The following is a 15894-nucleotide window of genomic DNA, read 5'->3' as shown; positions in this document are numbered from 1 at the left end:
GCAATCGCCTATGAGTTGAGGTTCCGCTCTCCCTAGCGTGGTCGGCATCAGGACGACGCGAGGGGTCCACCCATGACCAACCCAACGACGTATCCCGCTCCGCCCGTTGAGCTGCCGCTGAGGCTCGACAGCGACCCGCCCCCGGTACCGGGCTGCGATGTGTGCATGGCGTTGAGCGAGGAACGTAGTGAGGCACAGGCCAACGGCGACATGTCCAAGGTCTCGGACGTGAACGTAGAGATCCGGAGTCACCCTCACAAGAAGCGGCGGTGCTCGTGAAGCGGCGGTGCTCGTGATCCCCATGGCGCAGTACAAGAGCGCACGTGCTGAGGTGGACCACATTGCGGCGCTCGTCCGGGCCGCCCTCATCCGTGCCGGGCTCTCTGAGGATGACGTATCGCAAGTGCGCGGCCGGGTAACTGGCAACGGGCGCGCGTTCGTGGACGTGGGCGCCTTGCGAGTCGGCGCGGCTGCCAAACTCCTCGAAGCTCTGCCGCCGGCGCGAGTCAGCCCGGAGAAAGCCGACGATGGCCCCAGGCTCCCCGCTGAGAGTTTCTGACCTTCCCAAGCTCCGGCGTGCCCGCTGCCCCGTGGCGGACAGCCGGAAGTCCCCCGACCGGACAAGCCAAGGGTAGGGACAGGTCGTGTCCCGTCTGAGTTGACGTGCTCAGACTCTCGCCCTGGTCCGCCCCTTAACTGGGGTGCTGCCCTGGGCAGTGAGGGCAACCGCTTCGGACCCAGGGGAGCCGAGGCACCCCAACCCCCGCCCCCGATCGCTCAGCGACAGGAAGGGCTAGCGGTCGGGGACGGGGTTGCACGACGGCACGGGGACGGTCCTTGTGCCGCCACAGCGCCGTACCGGAAGGAGCGCAAGAATGGGTAGGAAGGACTTCGAGAACGCAGGTGAACCCTGGGACGCGCAGGGCAACCAAGGGCAGGCGACAGATCCCGATACCGGCGTCTCTCAGAACGGCGACGTGCACACGTCCATGGCGGACGACGCGGAGCGTGAAGGGGAGTAGGCAGGGATGATCCACGGCGAGCACCTGGCGGACGATCTCAAACGGGATCACGGGTTCATGCGCTGCGAGCTGGTACAGGACGGTAAGGCCGTCGTGATGCGCAAGCCCGGCAGTGATCGCTGGACCGTCGTACCGCTCAGGTGGCTCACCAGTGATGCCGTGGACGTGATCAAAGGTCAGGCCGGAATCAGCCTCGTATGAGTCGTCCAGCAAAGAAACGCCCCTGCCTTCTGGGCAGGGGCGTTTCTTTGGTTCCTTCGAGTGGTCGGAGCAACGCGCGGAAGGGGTTGTCCGCGAGCGGTTCCGGGCGCTTCGGTTGGGGCGCGGGCTCGGGAGTCTGCGTGGGCGCTGGGCGGTAGGCGTCCATCTGCACGACCGTGGCCCGGTTCACGTGACGCTCGGGTTCGGCCGGCATCGGCTCCGTGACGGTTTCCCTCGGCTCTGCGCTTTCGGGATCGTCACCCCGGAGCGTAAAAACGGTGGCTGGTCGGCCGGTCTTCCCTGACCGTTCCACTGTGACCGTGATCTCCGGCAGTGACTTGACCTCCGCTGCGGTCGCTCCGACGTACGGGAGGACCTGGGAAGAGGTGGCCCAACGCCGTGCATGTCGATGCGGGCGCGGACCTTCTCCGCGAGGCTGAGCGGATGGCGCTTCACCTTGGGGGCGTCGCCCCCTTGCTGACTCGAACGGCATCCTGGACGGAGCGGCGGACGGGCGAGAACGCGGCCGACAGCATCTCTTGTGTGACGGCCTCGGAGCGCTCGGAGGCGGCCAGGCAGGCCGCGCCCCTCAGCGTCTGCTCTGCGGTCCGTTCCACGTAAACGGCCATAGCTTCCGGCAGGATCCACCGTGGCCTTCTCTCGCAACCGGTCGGCTATGTGGATGCGATCGGTCTCGCGGAGTATCTGGATGGGCCGTCCAGGGGCGTCACCGAAAGTTTCGCGAAGGTTTCGGTGACGCCCCTGAGGTGTCGATCGGCAGTGCCGCAACGGTGCCGCCTGACGCGTTGCGTCCGTTGCGCCACCTTCTGCCCGTTCGCGGGTCGATCCCCCCAGCATGACGCCCATGATCGGCCCGAAACGGACACGAACGGACCGGAAGCCGATCACCGTCCGCGAGCCACCGAAAATGGCCCGCTGACCTGCGGAAACCCTACTGCGGCAGGTTCCTCGCCATGACGATGCGCTGCACCTGATTCGTACCTTCATAAATCTGGGTGATCTTGGCGTCCCGCATCATCCGCTCCAGCGGGTAGTCGCGGGTGTAGCCATAGCCGCCGAGCAGCTGGACCGCGTCCGTGGTGATCTCCATGGCGGCGTCCGAGGCGTAGCACTTGGCGGCGGCGCCGAAGAAGGTCAGGTCCTCGGCCTTGCCGCCGGCCGCGATGCGTTCGGACTTGGCGGCCGCGGCGTAGGTGAGCTGACGGGCCGCCTCCAGCTTCATGGCCATGTCGGCGAGCATGAACTGGACGCCCTGGAAGTCACCGATCGGCTTGCCGAACTGCTTGCGCTCCTGGACGTAGCCCTTGGCGTAGTCCAGGGCGCCCTGGGCGACGCCGAGCGCCTGGGCCGCGATGGTGATGCGGGTGTGGTCCAGGGTCTTCATGGCGGTGGCGAAGCCGCTGCCCTCGGCGCCGATCATGCGGTCGGCGGGGATGCGGACGTTGTCGAGGTAGACCTCGCGGGTCGGGGAGCCCTTGATGCCGAGCTTCTTCTCCGGGGCGCCGAAGGAGACGCCTTCGTCGGACTTCTCGACGACGAAGGCGGAGATGCCCTTCGAGCGCTTCTCGGGGTCGGTGACGGCCATGACCGTGTAGTACTCGGAGACACCGGCGTTGGTGATCCAGCGCTTGACGCCGTTCAGCACCCAGTGGTCGCCGTCGCGGACGGCCTTGGTCTTCATCCCGACCGCGTCGGAGCCTGCGTCCGGCTCGCTCAGGCAGTACGAGAACATCGCGTCGCCCTTGGCCAGCGGGCCCAGGTACTTCTTCTTCAGCTCCTCGGAGCCGGAGAGGATCACCGGCAGCGAGCCGAGCTTGTTGACCGCCGGGATGAGGGAGGAGGAACAGCAGACGCGGGCCACTTCCTCGATCACGATGACGGTGGCCAGCGCGTCGGCGCCGGCGCCGCCGTAGGACTCCGGTACGTGGACGGCGTGCAGGTCGTTGGCGACCAGTGCCTCCAGCGCCTCCTGCGGGAAACGCGCCTCCTCGTCGACGGCGGCGGCGAACGGCGCGATCTTCGCCTCGGCGAGCGAGCGCACCGACTCTCGGAGCATGTCGTGCTCCTCCGACGGCCGGTACAGGTCGAAATCAGCGGTTCCCGCCAACGTTTCTCACTCCCTGAGAGCTGTACTGAAGTGCTAACTACCGTTAAGTAACCCGTTACATCTCGTGATTCTAGGCGTCGGGCCGGGTTCCGGGTACGTGAGGTTGCCGACAAGCCAGGCCGACAAGGTATGGGGACGGGGACAGGGTAGGAGAACAAGGTACGAGGAGGGCGGTCGAGCGGCTGAGTGTTCCGTTCCGCGCGCGACTATGCTCGGTCAGCGCCTTTTCCCGGGAAGCGTCCGTTCCCGGGAAACGTCTGGTCTTTTCCCTGTAAGCGTCTGGAGCATCCATGGCCCTCAAGATCACCGTGATCGGCACCGGCTACCTCGGCGCGACCCATGCCGCCGCCATGGCCGAGCTGGGTTTCGAGGTGCTGGGCCTGGACGTGGTTCCTGAGAAGATCGAGATGCTGCAGCGGGGCGGGGTCCCGATGTACGAGCCGGGGCTGGAGGAGCTGCTGCGCCGCCATGTCGCCGGGATCGAGGGCTCCACCGGGCGGCTCCGCTTCACCACCTCCTACGAGGAGGCCGGCGCGTTCGGCGATGTGCACTTCGTGTGCGTGAACACACCGCAGAAGCACGGGGAGTACGCGTGCGACATGTCGTACGTGGACAGCGCCTTCGCCTCGCTGGCACCGCATCTGACCCGGCCCACGCTGGTCGTCGGCAAGTCGACGGTTCCGGTGGGCAGCGCGGCCCGGCTCGCCGGGCAGCTGGCGGCGCAGGCCCCGGCGGGCGAGGCCGCCGAGCTGGCCTGGAACCCGGAGTTCCTGCGGGAGGGCTTCGCCGTCGAGGACACCCTGCACCCGGACCGGATCGTCGTCGGGGTCACCAGCGAGCAGGCCGAGGAGCTGCTGCGCGAGGTGTACGCGTCGCCGATCGCCGAGGGCTCGCCGTTCATCGTCACGGACTATCCGACGTCCGAGCTGGTGAAGGCCTCCGCCAATTCCTTCCTGGCGACCAAGATCTCCTTCATCAACGCGATGGCGGAGGTGTGCGAGGCGGCCGACGGCGATGTGGTGAAGCTGGCCGAGGCGATCGGGCACGACGACCGGATCGGCAAGAAGTTCCTGCGGGCCGGGATCGGCTTCGGCGGCGGCTGTCTGCCCAAGGACCTGCGGGCCTTCATGGCGCGCGCCGGTGAGCTGGGCGCCGACCAGGCGCTGACGTTCCTGCGCGAGATCGACTCGATCAATATGCGGCGCCGCGGCCATATGGTCGAGATGGCGCGGGACGCCGTCGGCGGCGGATTCCTCGGCAAGCGGGTCGCCGTCCTGGGCGCGACGTTCAAGCCCGACTCGGACGACGTGCGCGACTCCCCCGCGCTCAATGTCGCCGGCCAGATCCACCTCCAGGGCGGCCAGGTCACGGTGTACGACCCGAAGGGGATGGAGAACGCCCGGCGGCTGTTCCCGACCCTGGGGTACGCGGACAGCGCGCTGGAGGCGGTGCGCGGCGCGCATGCCGTACTGCACCTCACGGAGTGGCGCGAGTTCCGCGAGCTGGACCCGGCCACGATCGGCGATGCCGTCGCCGAGCGCCGCATCCTGGACGGCCGTAACGCCCTCGCCCCGGAGCTGTGGCGGAAGGCCGGCTGGACGTACCGGGCGCTGGGCCGCCCGCGCGCGTAACCCGTACAGCCTGTGGGTGCCCGTACAACCTGTAGGCAGCCCGTACGGCCTGCCGACCTACCGGTCGGACTCCGCGCGTCGCGCGCGGTAGGTCCGCATCTTCGCCCGGCTGCCGCAGACCGCCATGGTGCACCAGCGGCTGCGGCCGGCCGGGCTCTTGTCGTAGAAGGCCCACCGGCAGTCGTGGGCCTCGCATGCCTTCAGCCGGGTCCAGGTGCCGTCGGCGACGGCCGTGGCGATTCCGGCCGCGATACGGGCAGTGAGCCGGTCCGCGCCCTGGAGGCCGGGGGCCGGGCGCAGCACCGCGTCGCCTTCGGGGCCGATGGCCAGAACGAGGGGGGCGCGGGCCAGCAGCCGGTCCAGCGTCCGGGCGGCGTCCTCGGGGAGTGCGGCGCGGACCGTGTGGGCGAGGCAGACGGCGCGGAGTGCCTCGCGGAGTTCGCAGAGTTCCCGCAGCGCCGTCAACCGGCTGTGCCCTGAGGGGGTTTCCGGCAGGCTGTGGTCGCGGAGGAAGGCGCCCAGGCCACCGTCGGCGGTCAGCGCGTCCTCGCCCGTCTCGATGTCGAGGGTGTTCACCAGGTCCTGCACCAGGAGCAGGGCGTCCGGAGCCGATCGGTCTGCCACCCTTGCCACGTTACCGGCAAGGGGCCATGATGCAGTAAATGAAGTTACCGGTTGATGCTCTAAGGAGGTAACGCCATGGCTCTTGTCGAGCTCGGCGTCACGGTGCTGGACTGTCCCGACCCCCGGGCCCTCGCCGATTTCTACGCCGGGGTGCTCGGCCGGCAGGCCGAGGGGGAGGACGACTGGTACGAGGTCACCACCCCCGGCGGCCGGGCCCTCGCCTTCCAGCAGGTGGACGGCGAGTACCGGCCGCCGCGGTGGCCCGGCCAGGAGCACCCGCAGCAGCTCCACCTCGACTTCGACGTACGGCGCGCGGACATCGACGAGGCCGAGCGCAAGGTCCTCGGGCTGGGCGCGAAGCTCGTCCAGAGCGATGCGGACGGGCGGGACTTCCGGGTCTATCTCGATCCGGCGGGCCACCCCTTCTGTCTGTGCCTGTGTGACGGCCGAGCACCGGTGGCTGCGGGCACGGGTGACGGCTGAGCACGGGTGGCTGCCGAGCGTGGGGGACGGCTGGGCATGGGTGGCGGCTGAGTCCGCCTCAGCGGGTGCGGGGCGGTCAGCCCCGGGCCCCGTCCAGCCGCCCGATCGTCGCCGTCGACGGGACCCGGCGGCACCGGACCGCGCGGGCGGCGCACTCCGCGCCGCGTACCGCCCGCAGCGCGTTTCCCCAGGTCAGGCCGGACAGATCACGGAACGACCAGCCCCGGTCGATGAGTTCGGCGATCAGCTGGGGATAGCCGGCGACATCCGACAGCGGGCCGCGGTACGCGGCGTCTGCGTCCATGTCCGGGGCCGCGTCCGTGTCTGTGGCTGTGGCTGTTTCTGTGGCCGTGTCCGTGTCGAAGCCGGCGCCGATGCCGACATGGTCCGGGCCGGCCACCGTCCGGGCATGGTCCAGATGGTCGGCGACGTCCTGTACGGAGGCCGGGCCGCCGTCGCGGGCGATGTGCTCGGGGGTGAAGGTGACCATGCAGATCCCGCCGTTGCGGGGCAGCTGCGAGAGCACGTCGTCGGGGACGTTGCGGGCGTGGCCGGTGACCGCGCGGGCCGCCGAACAGCACAGGAACACCGGGGACTTGGTGATCGCGAGGGTGTGCCGCATGGTGTCGGCGGAGGCGCCGGAGAGGTCGATGAGCATGCCGAGGCGGTTCATCTCGCGGACCACCTCCTCGCCGAACGGCGTCAGCCCGCCCGCCTTGGGCCGATCGGTCGCGGAGTCCGCCCAGGGGGTGTTGCGGTCCGCGGTGAGCGCCAGAGCCCGTACGCCGAGCCGGTGGAAGGCGCGCAACACGCTCAGCGAGCTGTCGATGGCGTGACCGCCGGCGGAGCCGAGCAGTGAGGCGATCCGACCGTGGTTGCGGGCCTCGGTGAGGTCGTCGGCGGTGAGCGCGAGGCGCAGCGCCCGGGGGTGGGTGCGGACCAGTGTGTGGACGAGGTCGATCTGCTCCAGCGTGGCACCGACGGCCTGTTCGCCGGGCAGGTCGGACGGCACCTGGAGGGACCAGAACTGGCCGCCGACGCGGCCGGCCCGCAGCCGGGGGATGTCGGTGCGGACGGAGGTGTCGCCGTGGTCGAGGTCGACAGGGCGGCCGGCGCCCCGGTCATCGCCGATGCGCCGCGGCGGCGCACCGGGCGCCGGGTCCTCGCCGGTGCGCTGCCGCAGTGCCCAGGGCAGGCCGTTGCAGCCGTCGACGACGGGGTGGGCGGCGAGCAGGGCGTGGGCGCGGGCCAGCGGTCCGCGCTGGTTGAGCAGCAGCGGGGGCCTCGGTATCCGGCGGCCCGCCGCGTTGTCACCGGGGGCAGCCGGGCTGTCCTCTTCCTGCTGCTCGGGCACGAGATCGGCCATGTGCTCTCCCTGGTGGGACAGTGGTACGGCCCACCGTGGCACGGGTGTCCGCACGGTTCGCGGTGAGCGATCCGTCCGGGTTAGCGCATGTGTTCGTATCCCGGCGTGGCGGACCGCCCCCGCCGCGGCGGCTCGCTACGGCGGTCCGCCGGTGCGCCATCGGGCCGCGGGATCAGCCGTCCAGCTGCTCGATCGTGGCGTGCGACGGGCCGCGCCGGCGCTGCTCCGCACGGGCCACGTCCTCGGCGTCGCGCAGCGTACGGACCGCGTTCTGCCAGGTGAGTTTGGCGAGATCGGCCGTCGACCAGTTGCGGCCTTGCAATTCGGCGATCAGGTTCGGGTAGCCCGCGACATCGGCCAGGCCGTCCGGGGTGAAGGCGGTGCCGTCGAAGTCGCCGCCGATGCCGATGTGGTCGACGCCGGCGACCTCACGCATATGGTCGAGGTGGTCGGCGACGGTGGCCGCGGTGGCCTTGGGCCGCGGGTTGGCGGCCTCGAAGGCCCGCTGGACCCTCCTGCCGGCCTCGGTCGTGTCGAGGGGTTGCAGGCCGTGGGCGCGCATGTTCTCGTCCGCGCGCAGCGTCCACGCGACCGCTTCGGGCAGCACGAACTTCGGCACGAACGTGGCCATCGCGAGCCCGCCGTTGGCGGCCAGCCGCTCCAGGACGTCGTCGGGGACATTGCGCGGATGGTCGCAGACGGCGCGGGCGGAGGAGTGCGAGAAGATCACCGGCGCGGTGCTGACGCCCAGTGCGTCGCGCATGGTGTCGGCCGAGGTGTGCGAGAGGTCGACCAGCATCCCGCAGCGGTTCATCTCCCTGACGACCTCCTCGCCGAAGGCGGTCAGGCCCTGGTGGCGCGGCTCGTCGGTGGCGGAGTCCGCCCAGTCGATGGTGTCGTTGTGGGTGAGCGTCAGATAGCGGACGCCGAGCCGGTGCAGGGTCCGCAGGGTGGCCAGTGAGTTGTTGATGGAGTGGCCGCCCTCGGCGCCCATGAGGGAGGCGATCCGGCCCTCGGCGCGGGCCGCCTCCATGGCGTCGGCGGTGAGCGCGAGACGCAGCTGGTCGGGGTAGCGGGCCACCAACTCCCCTACCGCGTCGATCTGTTCGAGGGTGGCACTGACCGCCGTGTCGCCCGCGAAGTCGGACCGTACGTACACCGACCAGAACTGGGCGCCGACGCCACCGGCCCGCAGCCGGGGCAGGTCGGTGTGCAGATGCGCGGACTGGTCGGTGGCGATGTCACGGCGGTCGAGGTCGTAGCGGACCTGTTCGCGCAGCGCCCACGGCAGATCGTTGTGGCCGTCGACGACGGGCCACTGGGCGAGCAGCTCCCGCGCGGCCGCCTCGAAGGCATTCACTTGCCGCCGCCGAAGCCGAAGCCGTTGGGGGTGGCGACCTTGTTGCGCAGCCGCTTGCCCTTCTCGGTGGCCTGGTCGTTGAGCTCCTGCTGGAATTCCCGCATCCGGCCGAGGAGTTCGGGGTCATGGGCGGCGAGGATGCGGGCGGCGAGCAGCCCGGCGTTACGGGCCCCGGCGACGGAGACGGTGGCGACCGGCACTCCGGCCGGCATCTGCACGATGGACAGCAGCGAGTCCATACCGTCCAGGTACTTCAGCGGGACGGGGACGCCGATCACCGGCAGCGGGGTGACGGAGGCGAGCATCCCGGGGAGGTGGGCGGCTCCGCCGGCGCCCGCGATGATCGCCTTCAGGCCGCGGCCGGCGGCGTCCTCGCCGTAGGTGATCATCTCGCGCGGCATGCGGTGCGCGGAGACGACATCGACCTCGTAGGGGATCTCGAACTCGTCGAGGGCCTTGGCGGCGGCTTCCATGACGGGCCAGTCGGAGTCGGAGCCCATGACGACGCCGACGACGGGGTTCGCGGGGGAAGTCATTCGGTGATCGTTCCTCGCAGATAGCCGGCGGCGTGCGCGGCGCGCTCGCGCACGTCGTCCAGGTCGTCGCCGTAGGTGTTGACGTGTCCGACCTTGCGGCCCGGCTTCACGTCCTTGCCGTACATGTGAATCTTCAACTGCGGATCGCGTGCCATGCAATGCAGGTACGCGGCATACATGTCCGGATAGTCGCCGCCGAGCACATTGGCCATCACGGTCCAGGTGACGCGCGGGCGCGGATCACCGAGCGGGAGGTCGAGGACGGCGCGGACGTGGTTGGCGAACTGCGAGGTGATCGCGCCGTCCTGGGTCCAGTGGCCTGAGTTGTGCGGGCGCATGGCGAGCTCGTTGACGAGGACCGCGGGCTCGCCGTCCGCGTCGCGGATCTCGAACAGCTCGACGGCGAGATGCCCGACGACCTCCAGCTCGTCCGCGATCCGCAGGGCGAGCCGCTGCGCCTCGGCGGACAGCCGCGGGGCCAGTCCGGGCGCCGGGGCGATCACCGTGTCGCAGACGCCGTTGACCTGGATCGACTCGACGACCGGATACGCGACGGCCTGGCCGTGCGGCGAGCGGACGACATTGGCGGCCAGTTCCCGGACGAAGGAGACCTTCTCCTCGGCGAGAACGGGCACTCCCGCGAGGAACGGCTCCGCGGCCTCCTTGGAGGATCGCACGAGCCATACACCCTTGCCGTCATAGCCCCCGCGGACGGTCTTGAGGACCACCGGAAAGCCGTCCCCCTCGGCCGCGAAGCGCTCGACGTCCTCCGGGTCGGAGACGATGCGGTGCCGCGGGCAGGGAGCGCCGATCGCATCGAGCCTGGCCCGCATCACCCCCTTGTCCTGGGCGTGCACCAGCGCGTCGGGGCCGGGGCGGATGGGAATCCCGTCCGCCTCCAGCGCACGCAGGTGTTCCGTGGGCACATGCTCATGATCGAAGGTGAGCACATCGCAGCCACGGGCGAAGGCGCGCAGCGTGTCCAGGTCGCGGTAGTCGCCGATGACGACGTCGCTGACCACCTGGGCCGCCGAGTCCTGCGGGGTGTCGCTGAGGAGCTTGAACTTGATGCCGAGGGGGATACCCGCCTCGTGGGTCATACGGGCGAGCTGGCCGCCGCCGACCATGCCGACTACCGGGAACGTCACGCCCCCAGGGTAGCCGCACGGAGGAACTGCCCCGACCCTCGCACTTGGACGAACCTCCAAGTGCCGATGTTCACCCATCCTTCCGCTGAAGATCGGCAAGGGTGGCTAGGGTCAGGGTCGGCGGGGGCTCGGCGAAGGGCGGGGAGGCCCCATGGGTGGCAGCGGCATACCGAGGATCAACACCAGGCTGCTGGTGATCGCCGTGGCGATCGCCACACTCCTGATCGCGGCGCACTCGGTGATCAGTCAGCTGTCCGGGCCGGAGGTCTATGACGCGGACGACACCGAGATCTCCGTCGAGGCCGGCGACCGCTTCACCGTACAGGTCGCGGGCGACTCCGCCGACGGCTACCGCTGGATCATCGCCGCCCCCCGCCCCGACCCGGCCGTCCTGAAGGCCGCCGGCCAGCGTGCCGACCCGGACGAGCCGCCGCCCTCCGGATCGGGCGGCTCCCGCTATCTCGACTTCCGGGCGGTGCACGCCGGGCGTACGGATCTGCGGCTGGTGCGCTGCCGCCGGTGCGCCGCCGGAGCCGCCGAGGAAGCCGGCGCGCAGAGCCTCAACTTCCGCGTCACGGTCCGTTGACCCGGCCCCGGTCCGGGCCGCGGAAGGGCCTGCGGGGCGGCGTCCGGCCGGAGTCATCGGGTGGCGGGCGGCGCCTTCCGCCGCTGGTTAGCATGAGGGAGCGGACCAGCGTTGACGGCCGCGAATTCGCCCACGTCGGGGAGCTGAACCATCACCATGAGTGAACGGAGCGCGCTGCGGTCCAGGCTGGAGGCGCTCACACGGGAAGTGGTGAAGTTCGGTGCGGTCGGCGGCGCCGGGGTCGTCGTGAACTTCGTGGTGTTCAACCTCGTACGGCACCTGACCGAGATCCCCGTCGTCCGGGCCAGCATCATCGCGACGGTCATCGCGACCGGCACCAACTACCTCGGCTACCGCTACTTCACCTACCGCGAGCGCGACAAGCGGGGCCGCACCCGGGAACTCTCCCTCTTCCTGCTGTTCAGCGTGGTCGGCCTGGTCATCGAGAACGGCATCCTCTACACGGCGACCTACGGGTTCGACTGGGACAGCCCGCTGCAGAGCAATTTCTTCAAGTTCCTCGGCATCGGCGTCGCCACGCTGTTCCGCTTCTGGTCCTACCGCACCTGGGTCTTCCGTACGCTGCCCGCGCGGGAGGCCGTGGTGAGCGCCGAGTCCTTCCTCGCCGACGACTCCGAGCGGTCGCGCAGCACCTCCCGGTGGTAGGGGCACGGTTCCGCTGCGCGGGGAGCCGTACGCGCCTCAGCGCCCACTGTGTTCGGCTCAGCCCTCCCTCGCTGCGTTCGCGGTTCAGCCCTCGCTGTGTTCGGCCTCCCTGGCCAGGAACAGCGCGAAGACCGGCGGATACTGCTGGAGCAGCTCCAGCCGCCCGCCGTCCGCCTCCGCCAGATCGCGGGCGACGGCGAGCCCCAGCCCCGTGGAGTTACGTCCGGAGACCGTCCGCTCGAAGACCCGCGAGCCGAGGTCCGGCGGCACCCCGGGGCCGGCGTCGCTGACCTCGACGACCGCCTGATTTCCCGTGACGCGGGTGCGCAGCGCGACCGTGCCGGCGCCGTGCATCAGCGAGTTCTCGATCAGGGTGGCCAGCACCTGGGCGACCGCGCCGGGCGTGCCGACCGCCCGCAGATCCTCCGTCCCGGAGCGGACGACGGCCCGCCCCGCGCTGCGGTAGGCCGGACGCCACTCCTCGATCTGCTGCTTGACGATCTCGTCGAGGTCGAAGGCCACCGCCGAGCCGGTACGGGGGTCGCGGGAGTTGGTGAGCAGCCGCTGGACGACATCGCTGAGCCGGTCCACCTGGCCCAGCGCGATCGTCGCCTCCTCCTTGACCGTCTCCGGGTCGTGGGTGACGGTGATCTCCTCCAGCCGCATGGACAGCGCGGTCAGTGGCGTCCGCAGCTGGTGCGAGGCGTCGGCGGCCAGCCGGCGCTCGGCCGTCAGCATCCTGGCGATCCGCTCGGCGCTGGCGTCCAGCACATCCGCGACCCGGTCCAGCTCCTGTACGCCGTAGCGGCGGTGGCGCGGGCGGGGATCGCCGGAGCCCAGCCGCTCGGCGGTCTCGGCGAGGTCGGTGAGCGGCGCGGTCAGCCGGCGGGCCTGGCGGACGGCCAGAATGACCGCGGCGGCGACCGCCAGCAGTGCGACGGCCAGGATGACCAGCAGCGTCCGGCCGATCTCCGCGCTGACCGTGGAGCGGGACTCCTGGACGGTGACCGACTCGCCGCGCTCGCCGTCGGCATGCGACTCGATGACCTCGTCCGACGGCCGTTCCCCGATCTCGATCGGCGGCTTGCCCGGCACCTTGATCTCGGCATAGCGGTTCGCGGTGATCTGCTCGGAGAGGACGTCCGGAGTGATCTTCTCGCCGCTGCTCAGCCGGCTCTCCACGGTCCCCACCAGTCGGACCGCCTCGGACGCCACACTCTCCTGCGCGCCCGACTGGATCGTGCGGGTCTCGACGACGACCAGCGAGAGGCCGAAGACGGCGATCACCACAAGCACCACGGCGAGGGTGGAATTGATCAGGCGACGGCGCACAGGCTGCAGGCTCTTTCAGCTTTTCTCGAATCGGAAGCCGACACCGCGGACGGTGGCGATGAAGCGGGGGTTGGCGGCATCGTCGCCGAGCTTCTTGCGAAGCCAGGAGATGTGCATGTCCAGCGTCTTCGTGGACGACCACCAGGTGGTGTCCCAGACCTCACGCATCAGCTGGTCCCGGGTGACGACCCGGCCGGCGTCCCGCACCAGGACCCGCAGCAGGTCGAACTCCTTTGCCGTGAGCTGGAGTTCCTCGTCCCCCATCCACGCGCGGTGCGACTCCACGTCGATCCGTACGCCGTGGGTGGCGGGCGGCTGCTGGGGCTCGGCACCGGCACCGCGGCGCAGCAGCGCCCGTACGCGGGCGAGGAGTTCGGCGAGGCGGAAGGGTTTGGTGACGTAGTCGTCGGCTCCGGCGTCCAGGCCGACGACGGTGTCCACCTCGTCGGCGCGGGCGGTCAGCACCAGGATGGGGAAGGAGTGGCCTTCGTTGCGCAGCCGGCGGGCGACCTCCAGGCCGTCCATATCGGGCAGGCCCAGGTCGAGCACGAGCAGGTCGATATTGCCCTGGAGACCGGCGCCGAGCGCCGCGGGGCCGTCCTCGCGCACCTCGACCTCGTAACCCTCGCGGCGCAGAGCGCGGGCGAGCGGCTCCGAGATGGACGCGTCATCCTCGGCGAGCAGTACACGGGTCATGGCCCGATGGTAGACCGATGTATCAGGCCCAAGGGGCGGCGCTGCGCGGATGGGGCACGACGGACCGTTTCGGCGTGATCACGGCCGTGAGCTGCGGTCCCTCTGTGGTCCGTGTGGCGGGCGGTATCGAAGGGTGCCGCGCCGGGGTGGCCGAACGGTTCCCCCTCGTAATGTGACCGTTGTCTCATCGGTTCCTGTGCCGCGTTAACGGGACGTATGGTGTCCCGACGTCCGCCGCACAACTCCGGGACCGTGACTCTTAACTGGCGTCATCGGTCCCTGTTGTGTGCAGGGCCGGCACCACCGGGCCTGAGCACAGTGATTGACCTGACGACCGGGTCCGCCGCGCGCGCAGCACGGGGGGCGTGGATCCCTGTGTACGACCGCCCTGCCCGGCGCCGCCTTCGCGTGGTGCCGAACCCCCGGACGTGGGGGGGCGGGCATGACTACACCGGTGCCGGTCACCCCCACACGGGCGCGCCTTGCGCACGCGCCCCCAGCAGACCAAGGAATCTTCCATGGCGTCCAGCCTGACGAAGGGCTCCGCCCAGCAGGGAACCCCTGCAGACGGCGGCAAAACCTTCTTCGGCCACCCACGCGGACTGGCCACTCTCTTCATGACCGAGATGTGGGAGCGCTTCAGCTATTACGGCATGCGCGCCCTGCTCGTGCTCTATCTGATCTCCGGCGGCCCGGACGCCGACAAGGCCGCCCAGGGCGGCGGCCTGGCGATGGACAAGGGCACCGCCGCGGCCATCTACTCCGTCTATGTGGCGATGGTCTACCTGCTGGCCATGCCCGGCGGCTGGATCGGCGACCGCATCTGGGGACCGCGGAAGAGCGTCGCCATCTCGGCGGGTGTCATCATGTCCGGCCACCTGTTGCTGGCCGTACCGGGTCAGGCCGGGTTCTTCGCGGGTCTGGCGCTGGTCGCGATGGGCTCGGGCCTGCTGAAGTCCAACATGTCGACGATGGTCGGCCACCTCTACGACGGTCCCCAGGACCCGCGCCGGGACGGCGGCTTCACCATCTTCTACATGGGCATCAACATCGGTGCCTTCGCCGCGCCGCTGGTCATCGGCACCGTCGGCCAGAGCGTCAACTGGCACCTGGGCTTCGCGCTGGCGGCGCTCGGCATGGCGCTGGGCCTGACGCAGTTCCTGATCGGCACCCGCCACCTCAGCCCGCAGTCCAGCGTCGTGCCGACCCCGCTGCGGGCGGAGGAGCGCGCCTCGTGGCTGCGCAAGGGCCTGATCTGGGCCGCCATCGCCGCGGTGTTCTACGGCATCGTCGGCTTCTCCGGTCACTTCACCCTGAACTGGGCGCTGATCCCGCTCGCCCTGCTCGGCCTGATCATTCCGATCACGGTCCTGGCACGCATCAAGCGCGACCGGGAGCTGAGCGACACCGAGCAGACCAAGGTCAGCGGCTACATCTGGTTCTTCGTGGCCGCCGCGGTGTTCTGGATGATCTTCGACCAGGCGGGCTCGACGATGTCCGTCTTCGCCGAGACGAAGACGGACGGCCAGGTCTTCGGGCTGAGCTTCCCGTCCTCGTGGTTCCAGTCGGTCAACCCGCTGTGGGTCATGGCCCTCGCCCCGGTGTTCGCCTGGGTGTGGCTGTGGCTGGCGCGCCGCGACCGCGACCGCGAGCCGAGCACCACGGTGAAGTTCTCGATGGCGATGTTCTTCATCGGCGTCTCGTTCTTCGTCTTCATCATCCCGATGATGATGGCCGAGGACGGTTCGAAGGTCAGCCCGATGTGGCTGCTGTCCATCTATCTGATCCAGACCATCGGCGAGCTGTGCCTGTCCCCGGTCGGCCTGTCGGTGACCACCAAGATGGCGCCGCAGAAGTACGCCGGCCAGATGATGGGCGTGTGGTTCCTGGCCGTCACCGCGGGCGACTGCATCACCAGCCTGCTCTCCACCGCCGGCGCGGACCTGAGCGGTCCCCCGGTGCTGGCCGCCGAGGCCGGGATGGCGGTGCTGGCCGGTTTCGCGATCTACCTGTCCCGCAAGAAGATCGTCGCGCTTATGGGCGACGTCCGCTGACGCGAGCACCGTCCGTCTCCACGGAAGGGCCCGGCACGTTGCGCGTGCCGGGCCCTTGCTT

The 15894-nt window shown here is 70.0% G+C and carries 18 protein-coding genes; 9 read left to right on the top strand and 9 right to left on the bottom strand.

Translation table 11 applies throughout. The features are described 5' to 3' along the window. Positions 1–72: 72 nt before the first annotated feature. The 4 genes from K9S39_RS27260 to K9S39_RS27245 all read left to right on the top strand — a co-directional run bounded on the left by K9S39_RS27260 (position 73) and on the right by K9S39_RS27245 (position 1223). Complete coding sequence (locus tag K9S39_RS27260; protein WP_248865939.1) at positions 73–279, top strand: hypothetical protein; 207 nt, start codon at positions 73–75, stop codon at positions 277–279. 22 nt (positions 280–301) lie between these two features. Then, positions 302–559 (top strand): hypothetical protein, encoded by a 258-nt coding sequence (locus K9S39_RS27255; protein WP_248865938.1) that lies wholly within the window; start codon positions 302–304, stop codon positions 557–559. 316 nt (positions 560–875) lie between these two features. Continuing rightward, a complete protein-coding gene (locus tag K9S39_RS27250) occupies positions 876–1022 on the top strand; it encodes a hypothetical protein (protein ID WP_181690217.1) in 147 nt (48 codons plus the stop codon). Between the two features lie 6 nt (positions 1023–1028). Beyond that, positions 1029–1223, top strand: a complete 195-nt coding sequence (locus K9S39_RS27245) for a hypothetical protein (RefSeq protein ID WP_248865937.1) — start codon at positions 1029–1031, stop codon at positions 1221–1223. Positions 1224–1675: 452 nt separating this feature from the next. Here K9S39_RS27245 and K9S39_RS27240 read toward each other — a convergent pair whose 3' ends face one another. Continuing rightward, positions 1676–1840 (bottom strand): hypothetical protein, encoded by a 165-nt coding sequence (locus tag K9S39_RS27240; protein ID WP_248865936.1) that lies wholly within the window; start codon positions 1838–1840, stop codon positions 1676–1678. A gap of 335 nt (positions 1841–2175) precedes the next feature. Next, complete coding sequence (locus K9S39_RS27235) at positions 2176–3351, bottom strand: acyl-CoA dehydrogenase family protein (RefSeq protein ID WP_248865935.1); 1176 nt, start codon at positions 3349–3351, stop codon at positions 2176–2178. A gap of 290 nt (positions 3352–3641) precedes the next feature. Here K9S39_RS27235 and K9S39_RS27230 point away from each other — a divergent pair, with 290 nt between their 5' ends. Beyond that, positions 3642–4982: a UDP-glucose dehydrogenase family protein gene (locus tag K9S39_RS27230; protein ID WP_248865934.1), complete on the top strand. Its 1341-nt coding sequence runs from the start codon at positions 3642–3644 to the stop codon at positions 4980–4982. Between the two features lie 57 nt (positions 4983–5039). Here the strand turns inward: K9S39_RS27230 and K9S39_RS27225 are convergent, their stop codons facing one another. Continuing rightward, positions 5040–5606, bottom strand: a complete 567-nt coding sequence (locus K9S39_RS27225; protein WP_248865933.1) for a CGNR zinc finger domain-containing protein — start codon at positions 5604–5606, stop codon at positions 5040–5042. A gap of 75 nt (positions 5607–5681) precedes the next feature. Between K9S39_RS27225 and K9S39_RS27220 the strand changes: the two genes are divergently transcribed. After that, complete coding sequence (locus K9S39_RS27220) at positions 5682–6089, top strand: VOC family protein (protein WP_248865932.1); 408 nt, start codon at positions 5682–5684, stop codon at positions 6087–6089. A gap of 76 nt (positions 6090–6165) precedes the next feature. Here K9S39_RS27220 and K9S39_RS27215 read toward each other — a convergent pair whose 3' ends face one another. The 4 genes from K9S39_RS27215 to K9S39_RS27200 form a co-directional block, all read right to left on the bottom strand. Further along, positions 6166–7455, bottom strand: coding sequence for a dipeptidase (locus K9S39_RS27215; protein ID WP_248865931.1), 1290 nt, complete (start codon positions 7453–7455; stop codon positions 6166–6168). Positions 7456–7627: 172 nt separating this feature from the next. After that, a complete protein-coding gene (locus K9S39_RS27210) occupies positions 7628–8815 on the bottom strand; it encodes a dipeptidase (protein WP_248865930.1) in 1188 nt (395 codons plus the stop codon). Next, on the bottom strand, positions 8812–9351 hold the full coding sequence (gene purE / locus K9S39_RS27205) for a 5-(carboxyamino)imidazole ribonucleotide mutase (RefSeq protein ID WP_248865929.1): 540 nt from the start codon (positions 9349–9351) through the stop codon (positions 8812–8814). Before purE ends, K9S39_RS27210 begins: the two co-directional genes overlap by 4 nt. Then, positions 9348–10499, bottom strand: a complete 1152-nt coding sequence (locus K9S39_RS27200; RefSeq protein WP_406708022.1) for a 5-(carboxyamino)imidazole ribonucleotide synthase — start codon at positions 10497–10499, stop codon at positions 9348–9350. Before K9S39_RS27200 ends, purE begins: the two co-directional genes overlap by 4 nt. 151 nt (positions 10500–10650) lie before the next feature. On the opposite strand from K9S39_RS27200, the gene K9S39_RS27195 reads away from it, so the two are divergent. Together K9S39_RS27195 and K9S39_RS27190 are read left to right on the top strand one after the other, a co-directional pair. After that, the gene (locus K9S39_RS27195) at positions 10651–11085 is read left to right on the top strand and encodes a protease inhibitor I42 family protein (RefSeq protein WP_248865928.1); all 435 of its coding nucleotides are present in this window, start codon (positions 10651–10653) and stop codon (positions 11083–11085) included. Positions 11086–11241: 156 nt separating this feature from the next. Continuing rightward, positions 11242–11751 carry a GtrA family protein gene (locus K9S39_RS27190; protein WP_248865927.1) on the top strand — a complete coding sequence of 170 codons (510 nt, stop codon included), beginning with the start codon at positions 11242–11244 and terminating at the stop codon, positions 11749–11751. A gap of 84 nt (positions 11752–11835) precedes the next feature. Here K9S39_RS27190 and K9S39_RS27185 read toward each other — a convergent pair whose 3' ends face one another. Both K9S39_RS27185 and K9S39_RS27180 read right to left on the bottom strand, forming a co-directional pair. After that, on the bottom strand, positions 11836–13083 hold the full coding sequence (locus tag K9S39_RS27185) for an ATP-binding protein (RefSeq protein WP_248865925.1): 1248 nt from the start codon (positions 13081–13083) through the stop codon (positions 11836–11838). Between the two features lie 15 nt (positions 13084–13098). After that, positions 13099–13779, bottom strand: a complete 681-nt coding sequence (locus tag K9S39_RS27180; protein WP_248865924.1) for a response regulator transcription factor — start codon at positions 13777–13779, stop codon at positions 13099–13101. Positions 13780–14297: 518 nt separating this feature from the next. Here K9S39_RS27180 and K9S39_RS27175 point away from each other — a divergent pair. Continuing rightward, complete coding sequence (locus tag K9S39_RS27175) at positions 14298–15833, top strand: peptide MFS transporter (protein ID WP_248865923.1); 1536 nt, start codon at positions 14298–14300, stop codon at positions 15831–15833. Positions 15834–15894: the final 61 nt, after the last annotated feature.

It is taken from the genome of Streptomyces halobius (genome assembly GCF_023277745.1).
Lineage (GTDB): Bacteria > Actinomycetota > Actinomycetes > Streptomycetales > Streptomycetaceae > Streptomyces > Streptomyces halobius.
The sequence above is the reverse complement of the archived record's forward strand: the minus strand, read 5'-3'. Positions and strand labels throughout refer to the sequence as shown.